Here is a 21,660-nt window from a genome sequence, read left to right as displayed (position 1 = left end):
AGCCAAATAAAATAAGGCTTGCTAAAGCGAGCCTTATCATTTAAAAATTCGGAGATTTTTCATCCATCATAAGTAGTTGCTGAACCAACTCAATACAGCGTAAAAACGCTCATCATAATTAAGCGAATCAACCACCACAAATTCCACTTGATTTTCAATCAGTAGTTCAATCAATAAATTTTGAAATGTTATACGTTCCTCATCACTACCCAAACTGCGTAATCCATCAGCAACCCATGGGGTATTATTTTCTAATAAAATAACCAGATCAAAACGATATTCATCAATTAATGCTTGCACAAAAAGATGTGGTTTCCCCTCATATCTTTTACAAAAAGCTTGGGTGATAATGAAATCATTATCGATAAAGGCAACTTTATTGGCATATTTAACGGCAAAATCAATATATTTTTCATGACCCAATGGTCAGAATATTGTAACGCCATCTCATCGCCACCTAAATGAGAGAAAACATAATCACGACCATATTCCCATGCACTGGTGGTGTTAAAATATTCGCAAGCTTATTAACTAAAGTCGATTTACCACTTGATTCCCCTCCTAATATGGCTACCTTACGCACAAAAAATGGTTTTACTTCCGTTGGAATATATGACCAATACCGAAATGGCGCTTGCCTAATTTGATTGCCACTAATATTCATAAATGTGCGCTCAGGATCAATAAGCACCACTTCTACCTCAAGATATTTTTTATAATGCACAATATCATCCACTTCTCCAGAATAAATAAATTGTGGTTGAATATTTTTGGCCATTAAAAATTTTTTCATTCCTTCGCTCCATACTTGCCAGCCATGTGAGTATGGTTCTATACCTTGCTCATCAAAGGAATGAATATAAATATTTTTTTGATATTTGAAAGTTTATAATAACCATCGTAGCCGATCGCTTACTGTCGGTTGCTGTGACATCGAACTGTCGATAAAAAGCGCCCGACCACGAGGTTCATCATGACAAAGAATGACATATAATTCATCAACTTGACTACACGCACGCTGTATCAGGTAAATATGTCCTGTATGCAATGGATAAAACTTACCAAATACCACACCAATACGTTTAGGCTTTAATGGATATTCAATATTTAAAACACGATGCAATGCAACAATTTTTCGCGCTAGGATTATTAATTTTTTCATTAATTAATTGGCTTAAATAACCTTTTGTCATGCCGCAAGCAGTCGCAATCTGTTGTAAAGTACAACCTGTTTGCTTAATAGCCAGTTTCAAATAATCAAACTGTTTCATCGCTTCTCGGGTTAATCAAAGTTTTCCATAACCGTTAATGCCTCTGACAGTTTTTTCACACCAAATAACTGCATATTGGGTAATGGTTTTTTGGGCACATTAGCATAAGGGACAATCGCTCGTTTAAAACCATGTTTTGCCGCTTCAATGATCCGTTCTTGGCCACTAGGTACTGGACGGATTTCACCCGCCAATCCAACCTCACCAAAAACCACAACATCACGCGGCAATGGACGATTACGGAAACTGGAGACTAAAGAAAAGAGTAAAGCAAGATCAGCACTGGTTTCCATCACTTTAACCCCACCAACAACATTAACAAAAACATCTTGATCCGACATCTGTAATCCACCATGCCGATGCAAAATAGCCAACAAAAGCGCTAATCGATTCTGCTCTAAACCGACAGCAACGCGTCGCGGATTAGCTAGCATTGAATAGTCCACTAGCGCCTGAATTTCCACCAGCAATGGTCGCGTTCCTTCCCAAACAACCATCACCGAGCTGCCCGAAGTGATCTCTTCTGCTCTACTGAGAAAAATAGCCGATGGATTACTCACTTCCTTTAACCCTTTTTCCGTCATGGCAAATACACCCAATTCATTAACCGCACCAAATCGATTTTTATGACTTCTTAAGGTACGAAATCGTGAATCTGCTTCACCATCGAGCATTATCGAACAGTCAATACAGTGTTCAAGTACTTTCGGGCCGGCCAAAGAACCATCTTTTGTGACATGCCCTACCATGATAATGGCGATCCCTCGTATTTTAGCAAATCGGGTAAGATAAGCCGCAGTTTCTCGGACTTGTGCCACACTACCAGGTGATGACTGTATATCCGCGATATGCATGACCTGAATAGAATCAATCACCATCAATTTTGGCTGTTCCTGCTCTGCAATCAAACAAATCTGCTCAATACTGGTTTCAGATAACATATTGAGATTATCGGACGGTAACCCTAATCGATGCGCTCGCATCGCCACTTGCTGTAAAGACTCCTCACCGGTGACGTATAAAGTTTTCATCTGCGATGAAAGCCGACATATAGTTTGCAAAAGCAATGTGCTTTTACCAGCTCCTGGGTTACCACCAATTAAAATCGCGCTACCAGGTACCACACCACCACCGAGAACACGATCAAATTCTTTGAAATCAGTAGAAAAACGTGGCAATGCTTCTAAACTAATGGCAGACAATTTCTGTACTTGGTTACCTGCAGCACTACCGGCATAACCATTAAGGCGTTCTGCTCGCGAGGTAGAACTGGCAGCTAATCTTACCTCTGTGATCGTATTCCAGGTATGACAAGCGATACATTGACCTTGCCAGCGTGGATAATCTGCACCACATTCATTACAGACAAATGCTCTTTTTATTGTTTTTGCCACCGTTATTGCCTCTTTTATTTATTGATTTGATCGTTAACGCTCTTCATGCTTTAAGCCACCACTTAAAACACAAAGTACACCCATCAAATCTGCATGTTGAATCGCTACTTTTGCCCTAGCCTGTACTTTAGATTGAGCATGATAAGCAATACCCAATCCCGCCTTACGGATCACTTTTACATCATTTGCGCCATCACCAATAGCAACGGTTTGCTCGATTGGAATAGAGAATTGTCTAGCTAATTTTATTAAGGTTTGTGCTTTGACTTTAGCATCTACAATGTTGCCATTCACCTTACCGGTCAATTTGTTATCTTTAATTTCAAGTTTGTTAGCCACCGCAGCGGTTAATTTTAATTTTTCCTTCAAATAATTAGTAAAAAAATTAAATCCACCTGAAACAATAACAACATGCCAATCAAATGCCTGCAACTTACGGACAAGACTGGTTAAGCCTGGTGTCAGTGGCATATGCTCTAATACATTTTGCAAAATTTGCATGTCGGCTCCAGCAAGTAACTTAACCCGAGCTTTTAAACTTTCACTAAAATCAATTTCCCCTTGCATTGCGCGTTCTGTAATTTCAGCAACCTGCTGGCCAACTCCCGCCAAACGAGCAATTTCATCAATGCATTCGATCTGAATTGCCGTTGAATCCATATCCATCACCAACAAGCCTGGCACACGTAAACGGGGAATATTACCCAGCGGTACAACATCTAAACCACACTCTTCAGCTATTTTCTTTATTTTTGCGCTTAAGCTACCCGCGATACGAACGACTTGATAATCATCAATACGCCAAGAAGAAACAATCACAATCGCATTACCAGAGCGTTGTTGAAATTGACTGATACGTTGCTTATTCAGTCCTCGTCCATAAAGCAACCAACCACTATCCCCAGCCCGATAATCCAAAGGCATAACCTCTTCACCACTTAGTGAAAGCGGTAATCCAGGCCATTTTTGGATCTCATTAGGCAAATAACAATAGGTTAAACTCGTCGACATTAATTCATACTCCTGTCATCCAATCACGACAATTAGCCAACAAAAAAAACGGCTTTTCAAACTATCCTATCATCTTAACTTCTGGCAATATGATAATGAACTAAGTTTAAAAGAGCCGATTATGATTAAAACGAAATTAAAGTTTCGATTACATAAAACTGTTATCATTTTAATTTGCCTCTTCTTGCTCATTATTCTAATCCAAAAGGTTAGTTATTTTAGTCAGTTACATCAGAAAACCAGAGTCGAGCAATTTAAAGAATTGGCTCATACACATGCTGAACAAGTTGCTTTTAGCTTATCCAATTATATACAAAGTGATGGTAAGAATTTTAATAATAAACAGATCCTGGCCATTCTTAATCAATTAACAATTAATGAACATATTCTCGATGCAAGTGTTTATCTTAATGATGGAACCAAAATTCAGCATACAGGTGAAAAAGTTGCTTTACGACAGCGGTTATCCCTTAATCACCCTCCATGCCACAACTATGTTATCTATCAATTGGTTGTTCCAATCTTCGATACCAAAAAACCAAAAGGCTTTTTACGTTTAACCATTGATGCTCATCAATTTAGTATAGGATTTAAACAAATAGATAATATGGCTAATTTATTAAGGATTATGTTACTTTTAGCACTCACTATCGGTTTTATTCTGGCTAATATTTTATCTAAATCAATTTCAATACACTGGCCAAAGTTACCTTTTTTATCAATAAGCAATAGTCGCTCGGCAAACAATCAGCAAAAGAAATAAAAATTGCTAAAAAGAAAGCAGATTAAAATTTAATGATTTATTTTTAATCCAGTAATAATACTGATTCTAACGCAATTTCAACCATCTCATTAAATGTCGTTTGCCGTTCTGCTGAAGTTGTCTTTTCGCCTCGACGAATATGATCAGAAACCGTACAAATAGTTAGTGCCTTGACACCATATTCCGCCGCAATGCTATACATACCAGCAGCTTCCATTTCCACCCCCAAAATGCCATATTTTTCTATTTTATCAAAAACTTGCGTTTTAGGCGTATAAAAAAGATCAGTAGAAAAAATATTATCTACCAGAACGTTTAGATTCTTTGCTTTAGCCGCAGTTATAGCATTATGAACCAGCTGATAATCCGCAATAGCCGCAAAATCATTACCATCAAATTTTAGTCGATTAACTTTAGAATCGGTGCATGCTCCCAGGCCGATAATAATATCGCGTAACTTTACTTGATGGCTAATAGCACCACAGGATCCTACTCGCATTATTGTTTTAACACCAAAGTCAGTAATTAGCTCTTTCATGTAAATTGAACAGGAAGGGATCCCCATACCATGTCCCATCACAGAAATGCTACGACCTTGATAATTACCAGTAAAACCTAACATACCACGAACATCATTTACCTGACGGCTGTCGGTCAAATAATTTTCTGCAATATGTTTTGCGCGTAGAGGATCGCCTGGCATCAGCATAACTTCCGCAAAATCGCCCAACTCAGCATTAATATGTGGGGTGGCCATAAATAAATTTCCTTTTATTACTTATCGATAAAATCGGGAATATGAACAAATATTACCCATCATACTTAAAATAGAGTTTTGCCATATGCCATCGGCGATAAACCAAAGTATTGCGCAACGGTTTGACCAATATCAGCAAAGGTCTGTCGATGACCTAGTACCCCAGGTTTTACTTTCGGACCATAAATTAAAATAGGAATATTTTCCCGCGTATGATCAGTTCCTGGCCAGGTCGGGTCACAACCATGATCTGCGGTAATAATCAAAGCATCCTCATTCTCAATTAATGCCAGCATTTCAGGTAAAAGACTATCAAATAACTCTAGTCCGGCCGCATAACCCGCAACATAACGACGATGTCCATATGAAGAATCAAAATCAACAAAATTAGTAAACACAATGGTATTGTCGGCCGCTTTTTTGATCTCCTCAAGGCTTGCCGCAAATAGCGCTTCAATACCGGTTGCTTTCACTTGCTTAGTAATGCCGACATTGGCATAAATATCTGCAATTTTGCCAATTGAAACCATCTGGCCGGCTTTTTCTTCAACCAGTTTTGCAGGATGGTTGGTGCAGGTGGTTCAACTGAATAATCTCGACGATTACCGGTACGCTGCAAACAGCCAGCTTTATTGCCGATAAAAGGACGAGCAATAACACGTCCAATATTATAAGCACCTTCATCTAGCGTCTTTCTCGCTATTTCGCAAAGCTGATAAAGATTTTTAACCCCAAAAGCCTCTTCATGACATGCTATCTGAAAGACTGAATCGGCTGAAGTATAGAAAATAGGTTTACCTGTTTTCATATGCTCTTCACCTAATTGATCCAAGATCACCGTGCCTGACGAGTGACAATTTCCCAGATAACCGGGCAAATTAGCCGCTTCAACTAACATATCCAATAATTGTTGCGGAAAACTATTTTTTTGCTGTTTAAAATATCCCGTTCAAATAAAACCGGTATCCCCCGGCAATCTCCCAATGACCTGATGGGGTATCTTTGCCGGAAGATAACTCACTCGCAAAACCATAGGCACCGATAATCTCAGCGTCTTCATCCAGGCCGATTGGAAATGTTCCTGATGACCCCTCAGCGGCTTTTGCTAACCCTAAACGCGATAAATTGGGCAAAAAAAGTTTACCTTTACGACCCTTATCAGCCTTCCCTTGCGCACAAGCGGTCGCAATATGGCCTAAAGTGTTCGCCCGAGCATCACCAAATCTATCCGCATCCGGCGTAGCGTCAATACCAAAAGAATCAAGCACCATAATGAATACACGTTTCATAACTACCCTTGGTTAGTCCAAATTCAATTAATCCATTATTAAACAAAAAATAACGCATTCCATAATTCGAGCTCATAATAACTATTTACTATCGTCAATAAATACAAAATACTAATCGATGCTATTATCTAAAAACTTCTTTTATTAACGATCATTTATTAACAATCATTTTCATAGATTATTAAAATAGACATTTTCATTTTTCTGCCAGCCAATAATTACTGAAACAGTGCATAAAAAGATCAATAAAAATTAATAGTCGCCAGTAAAATTATCTATTGGGCATCCTAATGTATTTAATAGACTAGACAATAAGCTTGACGCCCCAAAACGAAAATGACGAATATTTACCCCTTCTTTCCCATGATTCGATCGGCTAAAACCAGATATTGGGCAGCTTCTTCTACCGTACGAACGCCACCTGCCACCTTACAACCCACCTGACTAGCAACGTCCATATCTCGAATAACTTTAAGTATAATTTCAACATTCTCTAGGATGGCATTTATCGCAACCTTACCCGTTGATGTCTTAACAAAATCAGCGCCGGCAGCAATAGCAATTTCTGCTGCCTGTCGAATAAGATCAGACTGTTTTAATTCACCGGCTTCAATAATAACTTTCAGTAAGACACCTCTCGGTAGACAAACTTCTTTACACGCTTTAACCAGGTCAAAACCAATTTGCTTATTACCGGTTATTAATGCTCGATAGGGAAAAACAACATCAACTTCGTCTGCCCCATAAGCAATAGCAGCTTGTGTTTCAGCTGTAGCAATCACAACATCATAACCACCAAATGGAAAATTAGTTACCGTGGCAATGCGAATATTCGGGGTTTTTTGTTCGGTTAGCATCTTACGTGCTAATGGAATAAAGCGAGGATAAATACATATCGCGGCAGTATTGCCTTGTGCGATTTTGGCTTGATGGCATAAAATCTTCACTTTTTCATCAGTATCGTCATCATTTAGCAGAGTTAAATCCATCAAATTTAATGCGCGTTGTGCAGCAAGTTTTAATTCCATCATATAATTCTCAAAGATACTGACATTATTGCTTCAGCGATTAAACAATTGTTCAATGTTTAATATACCAAGCAGATTAATTTACATAATCGCTAACGATAAAAAGAAGCCTGCAATAGTGGCACTCATCAAATTAGATAACGAACCGGCTAATACCGCTTTCAAACCTAATCGAGCAACATCTTTACGACGGTTCAGGGCGATTCCACCTAAACCACCCAGTAATATGGCTACTGACGCTAAATTAGCAAAACCACACAATGCAAAAGAGATTATGGCTTTAGTATGTTCAGAAAGTACTTGCTTACCGGCGGCAATAACTTCACTATCTGGTTTTAAGTATTCGCCAAAATTCATATATGCAACAAATTCATTGACCACTAACTTTTTCCCAATGAACGAACCGGCAATTGTCGCTTCATGCCAGGGTATACCAATCAAATAGGCAATTGGCGCAAAGATCCAGCCTAAAATCAATTCTAATGATAAGCCTGGTATATGGATCCAGCCACCAATCACCGACAAAATACCATTAAGTAACGCTATCAATGCAACAAATGCCAGCAACATCGCACCGACATTTAAAGCAAGTTGCATGCCGGAAGAAGCGCCAGTGGCGGCAGCATCAATAATGTTAACTGGGCGTTCTTCGCCGCTCGCCACACTGACCATATTCACTGCATCGTGAGTTTTCTCTGTCTCCGGTACCATCAATTTGGCAAATAACAATCCCCCCGGTGCTGCCATAAAAGATGCTGCGATCAGATATTCCATTGGCACCCCCATTTGCGCATAGCCGGCCAATACCGAGCCAGCAACCGAAGCTAATCCACCACACATAACAGCAAATAATTCAGAGTTTGTCATGGTGGCAATATAGGGTCTGACAACCAAAGGCGCCTCTGTATGACCGACAAAAATATTAGCGGTCGCTGATAATGACTCAGTACGTGAGGTGCCTAATATCCATTGCAAAAGTCCACCTAAGATTTTGATAAAAAACTGCATAATACCAAGATAATAAAGTACGGCTATCAATGACGAGAAGAAAACAATGACCGGTAAGACACGTAAGGCAAAAATAAAACCACCACCGCCAAACAGTTCAAACATTTTATTAGAGACTAAACCACCAAAGACAAAATCCATGCCAACTTGTCCATAACCAATCACACTAGAGACTGCATCTGATACAGTTTCCAAAGTGCGGCGACCGGCAGGGATATAAAGAACAAATGCGCCAATTGCCATTTGAATAACAAAAGCACCAGATACGGTACGGAATTTAATTGCCCGACGGTTACTGGAAAAAATGATAGCGATGAAAATCAATACTACCATCCCTAGCAGGCTCATAATGAGTTGCATGAATAATATCCCTTTGTATTATATAACAAATGAAAATTTATATAGTTTAAAAAATAAGCTGCCAGTTTAATGCGCAGACATTATAACGATTTCGCATTAATAACTGACAGTCGGTATCACAAATAATCATAACGAAAAATCACGAAAAAATAAATTTTGCGACACATATTCACTTACGAAAAGCGATATTGCCGGCAAAAATTATCTAAAAAATACCATAATTATAATTAAATAACTTATTGGTATGATTATTTAGCCATATTAGTCTGCTCTTTTTTAATATTAAAGAGTTGTAAACTATTATTATAAAGCTGTGTTGCAATTTCCTCTGCTGACTCTTGCCGAAGGTTACATAGTGCCTCAAATACCAAACCTATTCTTTCAGGACGATTAACCTGCCCCTGAAATCCAGCTAATGGCATATCAGGGGCATCAGTTTCAAGTACTAATGACGACAGCGGCAATTGCGCAGCTACTACTCTGGTTTTCTTAGCCCGTTGATAGGTGATAACGCCACCAATACCGATAAAATAACCTAAACGGATAAAAGCATTCGCTTGCGACAAACTGCCTGCAAATCCATGAATGACTCCCTTTTTCGGCACGTCAAATCGTCTTAATAAAGCAGCTAGTTGATCAATGACTTTTACGCGAATGAAGAATAACCGGTAAATCATACTGTTTAGCCAGCTGTAATTGCTGGATCAGCAATGCTTGTTGTTGCTTAACCGCAGCATTAGTAACAAAATAATCTAAACCTATTTCACCAATAGCAACACATTTATTGCTGTTTTGCTGCAATAATGCCACTAATTTAGCAAAATGATCAGGTAAAAAATCTGCTATATACAAAGGATGAAAACCTAATGCGGCATACAAATGCGGATATTGTTGTGCCAGTGAATATACTCGCTCAAAATTCTCAATACCAACCGCCGGGACAATGATATCAGTCACGCCAGCTTTCACCGCGCGCGAAAAACTATCTTCAATATCATGGATAAAAGGAGGAAAAACAAAATGACAATGGATGTCAACGAACATCAATGGCTAATCCTACATCACCTGATTTTGGTTCTTCATCTTGTTGATTAGAAATTATCTCAGCAGACAAAGATGCCGAATTTGCAACCTGATCATTTTCAATAGAATACGGGTAAGATGCTAAATTATCAGTAGAAAAATAGTGTTTTAAACTAGTTAAAAAATAGCTGCCACATTGACGCCCAGAATGATAATCAGTCTCTAAGGTTGAAGCACGGCTACCTAATGCACAACTCATTAAAGGTTTCGGTGGATAAATTTCGAAAATTTAGATACCTGGTGGTGGTGCAGCAATAAATTTTTGTGTCTGTTGATAGCTTTTAATATGTACTTTTATCATCTTAGCCATCCGCCGTATATTGCGGTGTTCCAACCAGCGAGTCATCCTCTTTAACCATTCAGATGTATAATAAATTCCCGAAGGAACCGTTCTAATTACCACAATTGTTTTTACCCCACGACGATAAGCTTCTTCAACAGGAATTGAAGCCGTTATACCACCATCATGATAAAGCGCCCCATTAAATACCGCTCCCTGGCGATAAAAGCCGGGGATAGCACTTGACGCCCAAATAATATCTAGCCAACTATCTTGTGTTGATTGAAAATAAACCGGACTAAAATCCTCGTAGCGACATGCACTGATTAAAAATTGACGCCCGCTGTCTAAGTAAGACAATCCAGTAGAGAAATCAAGGGGTAATTCACGGGAGGTAATATCAATTAGCCAATCTAAATCAATCATATGACCACCACGAATAAAACGTAGTGGATTAAAAAATTGAGATTTAGTGGTATAATCAGTGCTCACCTTACGGGCATAACCACGCTGTTGGCAAAGATAGGCCGATAAATTTTGTGCGCCGGCCGATGTCCCTATCATGATGTTAAATGGGTTGAAACCAACACAGAGAAATTCATCCAATACACCGGCGGTAAAAATACCACGCTGTCCACCCCCCCTCACAGACTAATGCTATTTTACCGAGAAAATGCATTATTATCGAAGGCTAAAGGCTCAATATTACCCAATGTGACTGATATATGTCTTCCCATATTCCTTTCCCCCTTAAAACTGATAGTAGACCCTCTAAATACAATCTGCTATTCAAAATCTACTATTGGGTTTAATAGTAAGATTTTTAGCGGCTTAAAAATTTAGGAGAAACCAATAAATACAGCAATTGAAAAATAGTCATACCCCCACTAATAAGAAGTGAGGGTAATGTAATAAAAAATCAATATGCCATAAATTAATGCTCACGCGTTTTGCAGAACCGAACCTCAGGGTAGCGTTCGCGGGTTAGATTAAGATTTACCATCGTTGGGGCAATATAACTGAGGTTATCGCCACCATCTAAAGCCAGGTTTTGTTCATTTTTACGTTTGAACTCTTCTAATTTTTTTACGTCATCACATTCGATCCAACGTGCGGTTGACTCATTTACTGGCTCATAAATAGCTTCAACATTGTATTCACTCTTCAAGCGCGCTACCACCACATCAAACTGAAGCACACCAACAGCACCAACAATAAGATCATTATTGGCTAAAGGGCGAAATACCTGAACCGCACCCTCTTCGGATAACTGAACCAATCCTTTAAGTAACTGTTTCTGCTTTAACGGATCACGTAAACGGATGCGTTTGAATAGTTCAGGCGCAAAATTAGGAATACCGGTAAATTTTAACACCTCTCCCTGGGTAAAAGTATCACCAATCTGAATAGTGCCATGATTATGCAAGCCAATGATATCACCTGGAAACGCTTCTTCAACATGGGAACGATCACCGGCCATAAAAGTAAGCGCATCTGAAATAACCACCTCTTTTTTATTTCGTACCTGATAAAGTTTCATACCTTTTTGATAACAACCAGACACAATCCGCAAAAAAGCCACTCGATCACGATGTTTGGGATCCATATTGGCTTGTATTTTGAACACAAAACCAGAAAATTTTTCTTCCTGAGCATTAACAATACGACTATCAGCCTGCCGAGGCATGGGAGTTGGCGCCCAATTGACCAAACCATCTAACATATGATCAACACCAAAGTTACCCAAAGCGGTGCCAAAAAAGACGGGTGTTAACTTGCCTTGTAAAAATGCGTCTAAATTGAATTCATGAGAAGCACCCTTTACTAGTTCTAGCTCTTCTCGTAACTGAGCAGCAAAATCGTCTCCAATAACTTTGTCCAATTCGGTATTATTTAATCCTTTAATAATAACAACGTCTTGAATAGCATGCCCTCGCCCACTCTGATATAAAATAGTTTCATCACGATAAAGATGATAAACCCCTTTAAATAACTTGCCACAACCAATTGGCCAGGTAATCGGGCTACAAGCGATACTCAATTCACTTTCAACCTCATCCATTAATTCCATTGGATCGCGAATATCGCGATCCAATTTATTCATAAAGGTTAAAATAGGTGTATCACGTAACCGTGTTACTTCCATCAATTTACGCGTACGATCTTCAACGCCTTTAGCTGCATCAATCACCATCAAACAACAATCGACCGCCGTTAAAGTCCGATAAGTATCTTCCGAAAAATCCTCATGCCCTGGGGTATCTAGCAAATTAATCAAGCAATTTTGATAAGGAAATTGCATTACCGAAGTGGTAATCGAGATCCCGCGCTGTTTTTCCATTTCCATCCAGTCAGATTTTGCATGTTGATTCGAACCACGCCCCTTCACTGTGCCCGCTTTTTGAATAGCTTGGCCAAACAACAGTACTTTTTTCTGTGATCGTGGTTTTCCCTGCATCAGGGTGAGAAATGATAGCAAAGGTTCTGCGCCGCGCTATTTTCTGACAAAAATTATTCTCTTTCATTATAACTACCCAACATACACAACACAACACATACACATACACATACACATACACATACACATACACATACACATACACATACACATACACATACACATACACATACACAACATGATGTATAAAAATTGGCGAAAATTCTACACTGACAAAGCCATTTTGAAAACAATTACTAACTCATTAAAAAATATTTTTTAGTTAACCGATAAAATTAAATATAAAAAAAGTAAAGAAAATTGTTTTTAACTAAATATAGATGATTTAATTAAACCAGAAAATCTATTACTGATTATATTAAAGTCACTAATTAAAATATTTATTAGAATAAACAAGACGATTAAATGAAAATTTTTACATAATATGTCATATATTAACATATTACTCTTATAATACATATGATTAATAGTTATTAAGAATAATGTTAATAAATAATCGATTAATATTATTACCAAATGGTGTTCTTTACTATTTTATTTTATAAGCCTCTTTTTGCTAATATTTTTGCATGATTGACATAAATTTAAGGGACATCATATTTATTTGAAAAAAATCCAGCAATTTGATTAACGATATCAAAATGATCCATATTATAATCATCACGGATTAATTTACCTAACCGCATACTATAACGTTCTACAAGCCCTTTTCTTTTTCTTTTTCTTTTTCTTTTTCTTTTTCTTTTTCTTTTTCTTTTTCTTTTTCTTTTTCTTTTTCTTTTTCTTTTTCTTTTACAAAAATTTTATTCAACTATCGCAATGGTAGATGAGAAATATCAAACATATTTATTCCTATATCAAGCAATGAATTTTTAATAAAACTACCGTATGAATAGTAATGCACACCATTAACAACCTCATCACCTTCCCCTCCCCATTCTGTTGGCAAACCTTGCGGATATTTTTTATTAAATTCATTGACCACTTTTGTCGTCAATGATTCTAATGCCTTGACACCGTCTTCCGGTTTCAATGTACCCGATGACAAAAGAGAAATAAATTTGAAAAATACTTCAGCAGTAGTGGTAACCAATCTTTCTGTTAACATGCCTGTTAGCAAAATTTTTTATAATAATATCAACTATTTAATAACAATAATTAACTCCGTTCATTGTTGTTACTGAAGCAATACTGGCTGGATAATTTGCAGCAACATAACGTGAATATAAAGCCCCTTGACTATAAGCAATCAAGTTGACTTTTTCACAGCCTGCTTTTCTTTTGATCTCATCGATGAATTCCCAAAGTTACTCTCCATTTACTTCATTTGAATTAGCTCCAGACAACGTAGGTATATATACATTATAACCTTGTGCTTGCAATCGACTTTCAATAGCAAAAAAATATGAATAGCCAGCTATTCTATCAAAACCAAAGAATCCATGAACTAAAATAATAGGATATTTCGTCGACATAATCTCTCCTTATTAAGGTAATTTAATATTAAAAATAGATTCTAATACTTTATAAAAATAATTAATTACAAAATAGGATTATCACATTAGACAATTTATGCTGATAAAAGGTAAGCTAAATAATATTATATAACAAGCAACTTAAACTAACTGATATAAAAATTTAAATTAATATTTAATAAGTTAATATTATTTATGAAAGTGAGTAATATAAATTTAATCATTACCTAATAAAAATATGAAATAACATAAAAATGCCATCAATTTAAGATGGCATTGAAAAAACATTTCTAAAAAAGGTAATGAGTTTAATAACAGCAAGCAAGATAAATCATCACCATAATTAAATTTATCAATTAACTCATCAAGCTGTTGGTGTAAATTAAAAGTATGCTGAATTACGGTCGAATAATGACAAAACATTAATTGAATACTCTCCATTGACACCTCAATATCATAAACTGACTGGACAGACAATAATGTTTTAATATAAAAATAATCAACAATATAATAGTAAAGTGATCGTAAACTCTTTTTTAAATCATATAAACCAAATTTTTCATTATATATTCGATAAAGAAAATAGTTCTTTAATACATATGGTTCAGCTAAGCAACTAGTTGATAGAATTTTTTGCCATTCACTATCCAGTTTTTCCCAATTAACCGCCATATTTTCATTTAGCGATTCTGATTCTAAATCAAAAAAATGCATGGTTTTGCTAAAAGCCGGTAATAAATAATGTTTAGAGCGAGCTGTGGTAGTAAAAAAACGTGACATAATCAATAATAAAGAAAACTTTAACTGATGCCCGACTGAGGATGTTAGCTGTTTTCTCTGTTGATATATTTCTCCATTAATTAATCCTTCCACTAATGACATAAATATATTTTCAACTTTTGGATAATTTGCTTCTATTTGATAATCAATTGATTGTAAAAACACAATAAACTGCGTAAGCGCATAAAGGTTATCTTCAATAAAAGAAAGGACTTTCAGCCATAATTAAATGACTACAAAATAGCTGTATAATTTGATGCTCTTGCGTCATCACTGTACTTTGATCAATCACTCGTTTCTCAGTAATTCTAACTTTTTCAAACACCGTGTTCTCTTCATATTTCATCAAATCCGGCTGAAATAACACTAAGCGAACTACCTCTGGGCAAGAAAAACTTAACGAATGTTGCGTATAACCATCAAATTGCGTTTTTAATCTCGGGTAAGTCTGGCAAGTGTAGCTTAATGCGCTGGGTCCTAACATTTTGTAAATCCCACACAATTTGTCACCACCAAAAAATAGACATTTGTCCTCTTTATCAAGTGCAATAAAAGAGTATTTGTTAATACCACTAACTTTAGGATATTTAATCAGATGTTTATCAGTGATCTCTTTGATCTCAATTTGATGGGCAGTTTTATATTTTTTATAAGTCTTCTTATCAATGGTTAATCGTCCAACCATGACAACAATGAGACAAACACTGATCGCCTATACATTTAAATTTTTTATAAAAAAGCGGGATAATTTCTCTATGTTGTTTCATTACAAATAGGCCTATTAAGCGAATATTGATACACAAATTACCACTTCATAGCGCTTATCAATGGTACTATTATCGAATCTAAACTATTTTTTTATCTTAATTAAGTATTTAAATTTATAAGGCAAGGATACTATCAGGCAAAATAGTTAACGCCATAACCACCGCATCTTCACCCTTTTTTGTCGCCGGATAATAATTTTTTCTTATTGTGACAATATGAAAACCCAGTTTTTCATATAGCTGAATTGCCCCATGATTTGATTGCCGGACTTCCAACCATAAAGTTTTGATATCTTTGGTTGCCAAATGTTCGATCAAATAGCGTAGTAAACATTCACCATAACCTTGTCCTTGATAATCAGGATGAATAGCAATATTAAAGAGGGTTGCCTCATCTAACAGAGATTGTGTGATAACGAAACCAACAAATTGATTTTTAAGACTAATTTTTAAATTAATATATTGCTTTCCTTGATTACTGTAGAATACCTTTTCACTCCAAGGAAAAGCATGACTCATGTTTTCAATAGCAAAAGCAGAGACTAAATCAGTTTGTTCTAAATTCGAAATTATTTTCATGCTGGCATATTTGCGCCCACAAAGCGCGTTTTGACTGAGGATCAGAATAAATTTCTGGCAATGGTAAAGTATGAATAACCCATGTTTTTGAACTAACTGGTAATTGCTTGCCTATGATCCAGCAAGGCCAAAGAATTTCTTTTGGTAACAGCGATACCTCTTTAGTTAATAAACAGCATACCTGACGACAGTCTATCATCATCGCTCGTAAAATATCTTTGACAAAAAGGTTACCTAAATCAATGCGTTCATCAGCTATGATAATCAATTGGGTAGCGTCAGGAATACACACTGCATGTTCACCACGTAGTAGCGCAGGATCACGTAATGTCCATTGCACAATTCCCATCTGCTTTAGTAATTGATCTCTAATCGTCATCAAACTACTCCACCACAATATATACCGAGCCACCTTATCAAACCGAGCTATATAAATCAAAATAATAACATTGCAAAACCTAGCAATATAAACACCATTACTCATTCTCTCTAACTATATTTATTTGCTGAATCTAAACTGCAAATAAATAGGGTAAATAGACAAATTATTAAGTTCTCAAGAAACAATATGATCACTAAATAGTAGATAATAAGTAACCATTGGATTGAAATCTAATAATAGTGATACAATCGCGATAATAAGTTCATATCTCACAAATTTATCAAAATTTACGATTCTATGAGCAATATTTTTTACGCTTACGGCGAATATTTTCCTTTTATAGTTGGTAAAAGGAAACCTAATCTAATACAGGAGCCAACATTTATGTCTTCACTGACGCCCGCTAGTGAAGTGATTTTACGCCATGATGAATATTCTATCGGCCGTCGTGTTTTAATGGCTGGTAACTTACAAGATAATATTAGCACTGAAATTTTACATATTTTAACTAATCAATATCACTACTGGCTATCATTTAATAAAGCGCTAGGCGAAAGAGTCCATTATGACTTAACGCTTGAAAAAACAGTGGCAAGACAATTTAATACTCTGATCTATTTTTGGCCTAAAAACAAGCAATAAGCCCATTTTCAACTACACAATATTTGCTCAGTTTTACCAGTAGGTAGTGATATTTTTATTGTTGGTGCAAATCGTAGTGGTGTAAATAGCGCCGATAAAATTCTAGAAGAAATAGGCAGTGTACGCAAAATTGATGCAGCACGGCGCTGTAGCCTCTATTATTGCCAGCTAGAAAAACAACCTCACTTTCATTTAAATGATTGGTGGAATATCTATAAGGTCGCTGATATATCTATCAAAACCCTATCTGGCGTATTTAGTCAACAAGCGCTGGATGCCGGAAGTCAACTACTTCTTTCTACATTTGATAAACCTATCAAGGGTAAATTATTAGATATCGCATCCGGCTCCGGTGTGCTTGCAACGGTTATTGGCAAGAGAAACCCTGGCATAAAATTGATTCTCTGCGATACTCATGCTGCGGCGGTCACATCCTCTATTGAAACCATAAAAATAAATGGCTTAACTGGCAATGTTATAGCAAGTGATATCTACTCTGCGATTGAAGATAGTTACGACTGGATAATTGGCAACCCATCGTTTCATGATGGATTAAAAACGGATTATTCAGCCGCTGAAGCGATCATCAAACAAGCATCAAATCATCTAAAACCAGGTGGAAAATTTAGAATGGTTGCCAATGCCTTCTTACCTTATCCAGATTGGTTAGATAAAGCGTTTAGTCGCCATGAAATACTTGCTCAAACAGGTAAATTCAAGGTTTATCAAGCCAGCAAATTTCGTTAAATCTGATACGATAAGTTTTTAGCAAAATAATTAATTATTTGAACAACATTGTTACCACTTTCGTTTTAAGCAAATGAGAGATGAGAATGGAAGTCGGTAACAATATTTAACTGCAACTTTATTTAGCATAAATAATTCATTTTCAAATGGCAAAGGACGATGAAGATAACGATTTAAATCATCTCTCTGTCATTGGCATTTCAATTATTATTTAATGAATAACTAATTATATATTTTTATCACTTTCAGGATTAATTTGTTCAGCGCGGTTTTCACTTACATCTTCTAATACATGATAAGCGATTGCACAAAAAAGCGAATTTAATCTTTTCATATCCCCTAGTAAACTAACATGTAAGTTGCTGGTATCGAGACTTTGTACATTTAGCTTATGTAGGCGCTCAACATGCACATAAGCATAACGTTGATTTAATAATCGGAATCGATGTTTAGCTCTTCGTAATCGACGTGCATTATCTATGTCTCCAGATACGAATACCGACATAGCTAAACTCAAATTATTCTGCAATCGTTCCATCAGAGTATTCAGTTCTTTAGTACCGGCAGGGGAGAAAAAATGTTGCTTATCAAATATTTTTTAACCACTTCTATTGCCATACGATTAATGATGGTGGCTGATTGCTGTAAATTCAAAGCAGTATCAATAATTTCAGCCCAGCGACGAGAATCAGCTTCCCCTAGTTGATTTTGCTGAATTTGAGCCAAATAGAGTTTAATACTACTATGTAGCATATCGATCTCTTCTTCCAGGTGTGTAATATAACGCCGCTGTATTTTATTGCCCTTTAGAACTTCAGCCAAACGTTGAACCATTTGCTCAACAATATCCCCCATACGTAGTGTCTCTCTTACCGCATTGGCAATCGCTAATGAAGGTGTCTCCAACGCCGCTTTATCTAAATAACGAGGTGCAAAAACCTCGATCTCTACAGGAGAAATAGGAATAATACGTTGGCATAAACGCGACATGAATTCGACAAATGGCAGCATAACTAAGCAACGCAGTAAATTATAAAACACATGAAAATAGATCACCACTTCAGAGGCATTAAAATTATAATGACCAATCCAGGCAGCTAATGGTTTAATCCAGGGTAAAATAATTATTGCGCCAATAAGCTTGAATAATAAACTGCCTAAAGCCACTTGCCGTGCCGATCCGCTTTGCTGGCTACTACCTATCATAGCTAATAAACCACTACCGATATTAGAGCCAATAACAATCGAGAGGCTGATATAAAGCGGTACGAGTCCTTCTACACTTAATGTTGCTGTCAACAAAACCGCTGCCAGACTGGAATAGGTGAGCATAGCAAATACCGTACCAACTAGTAGTGCTAAAATGGTATCACCGCTTAAAGAGGTAAAAATTGATTGGATAGCGGATGCATGAGTAATTGGTGTTGCTGAACCAACAATAAGCTTTAAAGCTAATAAAATCAGTCCTAGGCCAATAGCAACTCGCCCTAATTGACCAGAACGATTTTTTTTCTGACTTAAGAAAAGTAATAACACCAAATAAAATTAACAATGGTGATAACCATACCAAATCAAAAGTTAACACCCGGGCCATTATCGCAGTACCGACGTCAGCACCCAACATAATAACCATAGCTGGCGTCATAGAAATTAAACCTTGTGCCACAAAAGAAATAACCAATAATGCCGTCGCATTACTACTTTGTACTAAAGCAGTGACACCAATACCCGCCAAAAATGCGCGCGATTTTTTACCGATACTTTTGCCTAATATTCGGCGTAAATCGCTACCGAAAACTCGCATAATACCAGTTCGGACAATATATGTGCCCCATACCAATAAAGCCACTGATGATAATAATTCAATTAATGTTAACATTAATTATCCATACTATTTGTCTACAACTCATTATATTCATATTGGCTCTTTTATATTAGCATTTGCAACCATTTGTTCACTTTATTTAAATGCTTTATTAAAAAATGTTATTTTTTTCTTTTAATAAAAATGATATCAACTTTCTTTTAACGCTGATACAAAAAATTGCCACTGTTTGTTTAAACAAACAGTGGCAAACATTATTCATTACTTGGGAAATTTATTTAATATCCATAGAATATTTCATTGTAAAGCAAAAAACTATTTTATCCATTAAATGCATCACATTTGTCTAGTAAGAATACTAAACTCTGGTATAAATTTAACATCTAGATCATCGATTTATTTTAAAATAATAATGAGCATTATGATATTTTCTCATTACTAAAGCCTTTTTTTACATAATACTACGTTTTGTATTTAAGTCACGATTTTAGTTTTAAATAACGTCGGCTTATAGTCGCCATTTTAATTTTAGCGTTGTCGCATGTTGCCAGATAATGTGCCAATATCCTTCGTCAAAAAAGCGCTTAACCATCTCATATTTAATTTTTGGCGATTTAATCGCTTGAATAGACAATACAACACCAAAACCTTCCTTACTAATTTGCCACCAACAAGCTGGAGTTTGATTTACCGCATTAGGATATTTTTTATATATCCATTAACATATCAATAATTTTCAAATAAGTATTAACCTTACATACTCGTAAAGCATCAACGCATAATGAATGTGAAACTGATTTACTATGAATAAAATAATCATAATAAGATTCATTAATAAACTGAACGCGTTTTGCATTAAGTAATATTTCTGTTGTCCAAGGGATATCTTGATGATGAAGTTGCGGCTCAAACTGATACTGATGTTCACGAATAAAACTTAACTTATAAATATTCAGCCAAGTCACGTGTAAAAATTTACCTGAACTTAAACCTTTTTGTAACCATTCAGTTCCTGAAATTATGCCTGTCGATGGAACTTTTTTTAAGGGAAAAATTAATTTAGAGGGTGAGCCATCCATATAAACATAAGTACCATTACACATCGCAACATCTAAATTACCGAATTTTGCCAACGTTAATAAACGGTTATACATACCTAAATGAATAATATCGTCAATATCAGGAAAGGCTATATATTTACCTGTAGCAATATTCATTCCCACATTACGGGCGACAGATACGCCGAGATTTTCCTGATATAAAATCTTAGTATTCGGAAATCGCTCTATACATTCCTCTAATAATAAAGTGCTATTATCCGTTGAACCATCATTGACTAAAATAAGTTCCCAGTTTTCTAATTTTTGTTGTTCAAGACAATTAAAAAATTTTGGTAAGAATGTTTCGCCATTAAATACAGCAACAACAATACTTAGCATCGGTTCAGCTAACATATGTTTACCTTAATCATTATCCTTTTTTTGAGGTTATTTAATCTTATATCAAATATTCAATAGATAAATGTTTATAGGCTAAATTTTGTTAAAAAAATAGAATAATAATGTCGCTAATATCAAATAAATATATTACAAGATAATTCTCGTAATTAATTATGAACAAATGAAATTATTAAAATTAATATAAATATCACTTTTATTATTGATATAAAAAATTGCATTAGTATTAAAGTTGTTATGCAAGTTTTATATTTAATATAGCTATTTTCAGATAAAAAAAGCCACCCAAGGGTGGCTTTCTTAA

General features: G+C 36.0%; 15 protein-coding genes and 8 pseudogenes. 2 read left to right on the top strand and 21 right to left on the bottom strand.

Going from position 1 to position 21,660, the window contains the following annotated elements; genetic code table 11:
- Positions 1 to 40: 40 nt before the first annotated feature.
- From nadR to serB, 3 genes and pseudogenes are all read right to left on the bottom strand, one after another.
- Positions 41 to 1,271 (bottom strand): annotated as a pseudogene (gene nadR, locus AC01GB_RS10675) (multifunctional transcriptional regulator/nicotinamide-nucleotide adenylyltransferase/ribosylnicotinamide kinase NadR).
- 11 nt (positions 1,272 to 1,282) lie between these two features.
- Entirely contained in the window at positions 1,283 to 2,665 is a 1,383-nt protein-coding gene (gene radA / locus AC01GB_RS10670; RefSeq protein WP_474451796.1) for a DNA repair protein RadA, read from the bottom strand.
- 33 nt (positions 2,666 to 2,698) lie between these two features.
- The gene (serB, locus tag AC01GB_RS10665) at positions 2,699 to 3,676 is read right to left on the bottom strand and encodes a phosphoserine phosphatase (RefSeq protein WP_474451795.1); all 978 of its coding nucleotides are present in this window, start codon (positions 3,674 to 3,676) and stop codon (positions 2,699 to 2,701) included.
- Positions 3,677 to 3,797: 121 nt separating this feature from the next.
- On the opposite strand from serB, the gene AC01GB_RS10660 reads away from it, so the two are divergent.
- Positions 3,798 to 4,439 (top strand): AhpA/YtjB family protein, encoded by a 642-nt coding sequence (locus tag AC01GB_RS10660; protein ID WP_474451794.1) that lies wholly within the window; start codon positions 3,798 to 3,800, stop codon positions 4,437 to 4,439.
- Positions 4,440 to 4,482: 43 nt separating this feature from the next.
- On the opposite strand, the gene deoD is transcribed toward AC01GB_RS10660, so the two are convergent.
- The 14 genes and pseudogenes from deoD to AC01GB_RS10590 all read right to left on the bottom strand — a co-directional run bounded on the left by deoD (position 4,483) and on the right by AC01GB_RS10590 (position 16,682).
- Positions 4,483 to 5,196 carry a purine-nucleoside phosphorylase gene (gene deoD, locus AC01GB_RS10655; protein ID WP_474451793.1) on the bottom strand — a complete coding sequence of 238 codons (714 nt, stop codon included), beginning with the start codon at positions 5,194 to 5,196 and terminating at the stop codon, positions 4,483 to 4,485.
- Positions 5,197 to 5,261: 65 nt separating this feature from the next.
- Positions 5,262 to 6,485: pseudogene (deoB, locus tag AC01GB_RS10650) on the bottom strand (phosphopentomutase).
- Between the two features lie 252 nt (positions 6,486 to 6,737).
- Positions 6,738 to 7,516: pseudogene (gene deoC / locus AC01GB_RS10645) on the bottom strand (deoxyribose-phosphate aldolase).
- A gap of 78 nt (positions 7,517 to 7,594) precedes the next feature.
- Positions 7,595 to 8,881: a NupC/NupG family nucleoside CNT transporter gene (locus AC01GB_RS10640; protein WP_474451792.1), complete on the bottom strand. Its 1,287-nt coding sequence runs from the start codon at positions 8,879 to 8,881 to the stop codon at positions 7,595 to 7,597.
- 248 nt (positions 8,882 to 9,129) lie between these two features.
- A pseudogene (locus AC01GB_RS10635) lies at positions 9,130 to 9,925 on the bottom strand (TatD family hydrolase).
- Positions 9,915 to 10,981: pseudogene (locus tag AC01GB_RS10630) on the bottom strand (patatin-like phospholipase family protein). Before AC01GB_RS10630 ends, AC01GB_RS10635 begins: the two co-directional pseudogenes overlap by 11 nt.
- Before the next feature lie 197 nt (positions 10,982 to 11,178).
- Positions 11,179 to 12,769, bottom strand: a pseudogene (prfC, locus tag AC01GB_RS10625) (peptide chain release factor 3).
- A 744-nt stretch (positions 12,770 to 13,513) separates the two neighbouring features.
- Positions 13,514 to 13,810: a hypothetical protein gene (locus AC01GB_RS10620; protein ID WP_474451791.1), complete on the bottom strand. Its 297-nt coding sequence runs from the start codon at positions 13,808 to 13,810 to the stop codon at positions 13,514 to 13,516.
- Positions 13,811 to 13,847: 37 nt separating this feature from the next.
- Positions 13,848 to 13,997, bottom strand: a complete 150-nt coding sequence (locus AC01GB_RS10615; RefSeq protein WP_474452386.1) for an esterase/lipase family protein — start codon at positions 13,995 to 13,997, stop codon at positions 13,848 to 13,850.
- A gap of 12 nt (positions 13,998 to 14,009) precedes the next feature.
- Positions 14,010 to 14,177, bottom strand: a complete 168-nt coding sequence (locus tag AC01GB_RS10610; RefSeq protein ID WP_474451790.1) for an esterase/lipase family protein — start codon at positions 14,175 to 14,177, stop codon at positions 14,010 to 14,012.
- A gap of 216 nt (positions 14,178 to 14,393) precedes the next feature.
- A complete protein-coding gene (locus tag AC01GB_RS10605; protein ID WP_474451789.1) occupies positions 14,394 to 15,122 on the bottom strand; it encodes a hypothetical protein in 729 nt (242 codons plus the stop codon).
- 31 nt (positions 15,123 to 15,153) lie between these two features.
- Entirely contained in the window at positions 15,154 to 15,642 is a 489-nt protein-coding gene (gene fliB, locus AC01GB_RS10600; protein ID WP_474451788.1) for a flagellin lysine-N-methylase, read from the bottom strand.
- 196 nt (positions 15,643 to 15,838) lie between these two features.
- Entirely contained in the window at positions 15,839 to 16,303 is a 465-nt protein-coding gene (gene rimI / locus AC01GB_RS10595) for a ribosomal protein S18-alanine N-acetyltransferase (protein WP_474451787.1), read from the bottom strand.
- A complete protein-coding gene (locus AC01GB_RS10590) occupies positions 16,272 to 16,682 on the bottom strand; it encodes a DNA polymerase III subunit psi (protein ID WP_474451786.1) in 411 nt (136 codons plus the stop codon). The genes rimI and AC01GB_RS10590 overlap by 32 nt, the downstream gene beginning before the upstream one ends.
- Before the next feature lie 387 nt (positions 16,683 to 17,069).
- Between AC01GB_RS10590 and rsmC the strand changes: the two are divergent.
- Positions 17,070 to 18,074 (top strand): annotated as a pseudogene (gene rsmC / locus AC01GB_RS10585) (16S rRNA (guanine(1207)-N(2))-methyltransferase RsmC).
- A 226-nt stretch (positions 18,075 to 18,300) separates the two neighbouring features.
- Here rsmC and AC01GB_RS10580 read toward each other — a convergent pair.
- The 4 genes and pseudogenes from AC01GB_RS10580 to AC01GB_RS10565 all read right to left on the bottom strand — a co-directional run bounded on the left by AC01GB_RS10580 (position 18,301) and on the right by AC01GB_RS10565 (position 21,353).
- A complete protein-coding gene (locus tag AC01GB_RS10580; protein WP_474451785.1) occupies positions 18,301 to 18,612 on the bottom strand; it encodes a hypothetical protein in 312 nt (103 codons plus the stop codon).
- An 8-nt stretch (positions 18,613 to 18,620) separates the two neighbouring features.
- The gene (locus AC01GB_RS10575; RefSeq protein WP_474452385.1) at positions 18,621 to 19,550 is read right to left on the bottom strand and encodes a Na/Pi cotransporter family protein; all 930 of its coding nucleotides are present in this window, start codon (positions 19,548 to 19,550) and stop codon (positions 18,621 to 18,623) included.
- Complete coding sequence (locus AC01GB_RS10570; protein ID WP_474451784.1) at positions 19,444 to 19,953, bottom strand: Na/Pi symporter; 510 nt, start codon at positions 19,951 to 19,953, stop codon at positions 19,444 to 19,446. Before AC01GB_RS10570 ends, AC01GB_RS10575 begins: the two co-directional genes overlap by 107 nt.
- 425 nt (positions 19,954 to 20,378) lie before the next feature.
- Positions 20,379 to 21,353: pseudogene (locus tag AC01GB_RS10565) on the bottom strand (glycosyltransferase).
- Between the last annotated feature and the right edge of the window lie 307 nt (positions 21,354 to 21,660).

This window comes from Candidatus Arsenophonus phytopathogenicus (genome assembly GCF_056113345.1).
Note: the sequence above shows the minus strand (reverse complement) of the source record. Positions and strands in the feature narration are given on the sequence as shown.

Excerpts from the sequence above, each read along its gene's own strand:
- AC01GB_RS10580 (WP_474451785.1), bottom strand. The coding sequence starts at position 18,612 with ATGGAACGATTGCAGAATAATTTGAGTTTAGCTATGTCGGTATTCGTA.
- fliB (WP_474451788.1), bottom strand. The coding sequence starts at position 15,642 with ATGGTTGGACGATTAACCATTGATAAGAAGACTTATAAAAAATATAAA.
- deoD (WP_474451793.1), bottom strand. The coding sequence starts at position 5,196 with ATGGCCACCCCACATATTAATGCTGAGTTGGGCGATTTTGCGGAAGTT.
- AC01GB_RS10590 (WP_474451786.1), bottom strand. The coding sequence starts at position 16,682 with ATGACGATTAGAGATCAATTACTAAAGCAGATGGGAATTGTGCAATGG.
- AC01GB_RS10620 (WP_474451791.1), bottom strand. The coding sequence starts at position 13,810 with ATGTTAACAGAAAGATTGGTTACCACTACTGCTGAAGTATTTTTCAAA.
- AC01GB_RS10570 (WP_474451784.1), bottom strand. The coding sequence starts at position 19,953 with ATGTTAACATTAATTGAATTATTATCATCAGTGGCTTTATTGGTATGG.
- AC01GB_RS10610 (WP_474451790.1), bottom strand. The coding sequence starts at position 14,177 with ATGTCGACGAAATATCCTATTATTTTAGTTCATGGATTCTTTGGTTTT.
- serB (WP_474451795.1), bottom strand. The coding sequence starts at position 3,676 with ATGTCGACGAGTTTAACCTATTGTTATTTGCCTAATGAGATCCAAAAA.
- AC01GB_RS10660 (WP_474451794.1), top strand. The coding sequence starts at position 3,798 with ATGATTAAAACGAAATTAAAGTTTCGATTACATAAAACTGTTATCATT.
- rimI (WP_474451787.1), bottom strand. The coding sequence starts at position 16,303 with ATGAAAATAATTTCGAATTTAGAACAAACTGATTTAGTCTCTGCTTTT.
- AC01GB_RS10640 (WP_474451792.1), bottom strand. The coding sequence starts at position 8,881 with ATGCAACTCATTATGAGCCTGCTAGGGATGGTAGTATTGATTTTCATC.